The organism is Candidatus Aquicultor sp. (genome assembly GCF_054640775.1).
The window spans coordinates 1-2916 of the sequence record NZ_JBTSLF010000282.1 but is presented as its reverse complement, the minus strand read 5'-3'; the positions used below and the strand labels follow the sequence as shown (position 1 = coordinate 2916).

Genomic DNA, 2916 nt, shown 5'->3' with positions numbered 1-2916 from the left:
GGAGGATTGCGGAATTCGAAAAAAAATAAACCGAGCGCAAGCGCCCTCTTCCCCTGGGAGAGTAAGGAGAAAGAAGATGGGGAAACCTCTTCGGGTATTAATGGTTGAAGACTCGGAAGACGATGTCCAGTTAATGATACTGGCGCTCAAGAATGGCGGATACAATCCGGTGTATGAACGGGTGGAAACGGCTGAGGCCATGCGTTCCGCACTCCGGGAAAGGGAATGGGACGTGATTCTGTGCGATTATAAACTTCCGACCTTCAACGGTCTTGCGGCCATTGAATTGTTAAAGGAGACCGAACTCGACCTCTCCCTTATCATTGTATCCGGGGCCATCGGCGAGGAGACCGCCGTAAAGGCGATGAAAGCCGGTGCTCATGACTATATTATGAAGGACAACCTATACCGCCTTATTCCCGCGATTGAACGGGAGTTAAAAGAGGCCGGCGAAAGACGGGCGCGGAGGCTGGCGGAAAAACAACTCAAGGAAAGCAATGAGCGCTTCATTGCTCTATTTGACCGCTTGTATGACGCCGTATATATCGTCGATTTTGAAGGTAAGTTTATCGAGGCCAATCAGGTCGCCTTGAATATGTTGGGTTATGAAAAAGCAGATATCCGCACTCTCAGTATTACCTCTTTGTTATGTGAAGAGGATCTCTCCAAAGGGCTGGAAGATTTTAATGAGATGGTTAAAATCGGAATTCAGAAAGAAGTATCTGAATATAAATTGAAGCGCAAGGACGGCACCTATGTTGCTGTGGAAACCAAGGCGTCTGTTATTTACCGTGACGGCAAGCCAAATTCGGTTCTGGGGATTGCCCGTGACATCACCGAGCGTAAAAAGGCGGAGGAAAAACTGCGGGAGTCGGAAGAAAGATACCGGGTGATTTTCGAAGGGAGCACCCAGGGTATACTGGCGACCGATACCGAAACGGGACGCTTTTTATATGTCAACCCTTCCATTAGCCGGATGCTTGGATATTCAGATGAGGAGTTGCTGCAGTTGAGTATAGGGGACATACACCCAAAAGAAACGCTGGACCAGGTGATCTCAGATATCGGGTCTCAGATTCAAGGGAATACGCCGGTATCTTCTACGGTCCCCTGCCTGCGAAAAGACGGCACGGTTTTCTATGCCGACATCTCCGGTGCCAGTACCGAAATCAAAGGGCGGAAATGTATTGTGGGCTTTTTCTTGGACATCACCGACCGCAAGCGGGTAGAGGAATCACTGCAGGAAAGCGAGGAGAGTTACCGGAATCTCTTTAAGAATGCCAACGAAGCCATTTTTGTGGGACTGGATAGTAAGATAGTGTTTCACAATACTAAGACAGCCATGATCCTGGGTTATTCCGGTGAGGAACTCGTGTCAAGACCACTCAATGAGTTCGTTTACCCGGAAGACCGGAATATGGTTATCGATTCCTTTGTCAGGCAGATAAAAGGTGAAAATAATCCTCCCATTTATGATTTTCGGATTATTCGAAAAGACGGTAACATCAGGTGGGTGGTACTAAATTCCTTCATGATAAACTGGAAGGAAAGACCGGCTACTCTGAATTTCCTGAGTGACATCACTGAGAGAAAACAGGTGGAAGGAGCTCTGCGTGAGAGTGAGGAACGATATCGGGCGTTAATTGAAAAATCAAATGACGGTATCGCCATGATTAAAGGGGACCGGTACATCTTTGTTAATCAAAAAATGGTAGAAATCTTCGGGTATGATCGGCCCGAGGAATTCATAGGCCAACCGCTGGCCATGGTGATCCATCCTGATGACCGGGAGCGGGTAACAAATATTAACCTTCAAAGGCAAAAAGGAGAATCGGTTCCTGCCAAATATGAAGCTAAAGGCCAACGAAAAAGCGGAAGAACCATTTATTTTGAAATCTCCGCCACCAAGACGACTTTTCGGGGGGAAACAGTCTCCCTGGCCTATCTAAGGGATATCACCGATCGTAAACTAGCCGAAGAAGCTCTTAAGACTTTATCTCTCAAGGATGATCTCACCGGGCTTTATAACCGCCGGGGTTTCTTTACTCTGGCCGAACAGGGGTTGAAGACGGCCCAGCGGATCGGAACAGAGATGGTGCTCATCTTTGGTGACCTGGATAATCTGAAGGGCATTAATGATACCTTCGGCCATAAAGAAGGAGACCAAGTCCTAGTGGATACTGCCCAAATACTTAAAGAAACCTTTCGGGAATCAGATATCATCGCTCGCATAGGGGGCGATGAATTTGTTGTCCTGGCAATGAACAACCTTGAGACCTCGGCCGAGAAACTGATTAACCGTTTCAAACAGGCCTTGAATGATCACCATTTTCAAACCAAGTGTCCCTATACCCTCTCCATAAGCTTAGGTATGGCCTGTTTTGATCCCCAAAATCCTTGTTCCATTGAGGCTCTGCTGGCTCAGGCGGATAAGTTGATGTATGAGAATAAGCAAAAAAGAGATAGATAGATTCAGAATATTGGTTCTGTTTATTAGCTCATTTCAATTTTGTAATAGTTGTAATTGGAAAATGATAAGTTGTTTCAGAACCAAAGTCCCGGTCTAACTAATCAACTTGGTTTGAGAGTTGGCGATCAAAATGAAAACCTGACCCCATGAAACCCGACTCAATCGACCGGTGCCACTTTTTCAGTCCAAAACCTGATTCCGTCCTATTTGGACTCGGCAAATCGGGGGGACATGAGGCCTGCAGCGGAGCGTCCATGAGGGTCCTTCCGTTTTCTTAAGTCGTTTACGATCTCCATGGCGGACATCGAGCTGGGAGGAAGATCGATATCGGTAGATCCTAAAGGTTGGACCCGATCGCCCCATCGCACCAGATGAGCGCATAGGGTCAGCCCACCACCAAAGGCCGGCATCAGGATGAGGCTGTGGGGTTTGACCTTTCCTTCTTC

1 protein-coding gene and 1 pseudogene are annotated in these 2916 nt (G+C 47.4%); one reads left to right on the top strand and one right to left on the bottom strand.

Going from position 1 to position 2916, the window contains the following annotated elements; all coding sequences use genetic code 11:
* The first annotated feature begins 76 nt into the window (after nucleotides 1-76).
* Nucleotides 77-2470 (top strand): sensor domain-containing diguanylate cyclase, encoded by a 2394-nt coding sequence (locus ACYC56_RS14185; protein ID WP_461374822.1) that lies wholly within the window; start codon nucleotides 77-79, stop codon nucleotides 2468-2470.
* A 203-nt stretch (nucleotides 2471-2673) separates the two neighbouring features.
* On the opposite strand, the pseudogene ACYC56_RS14180 reads toward ACYC56_RS14185, so the two are convergent.
* Nucleotides 2674-2916 (bottom strand): annotated as a pseudogene (locus ACYC56_RS14180) (3-oxoacyl-ACP synthase); the annotation flags it as partial.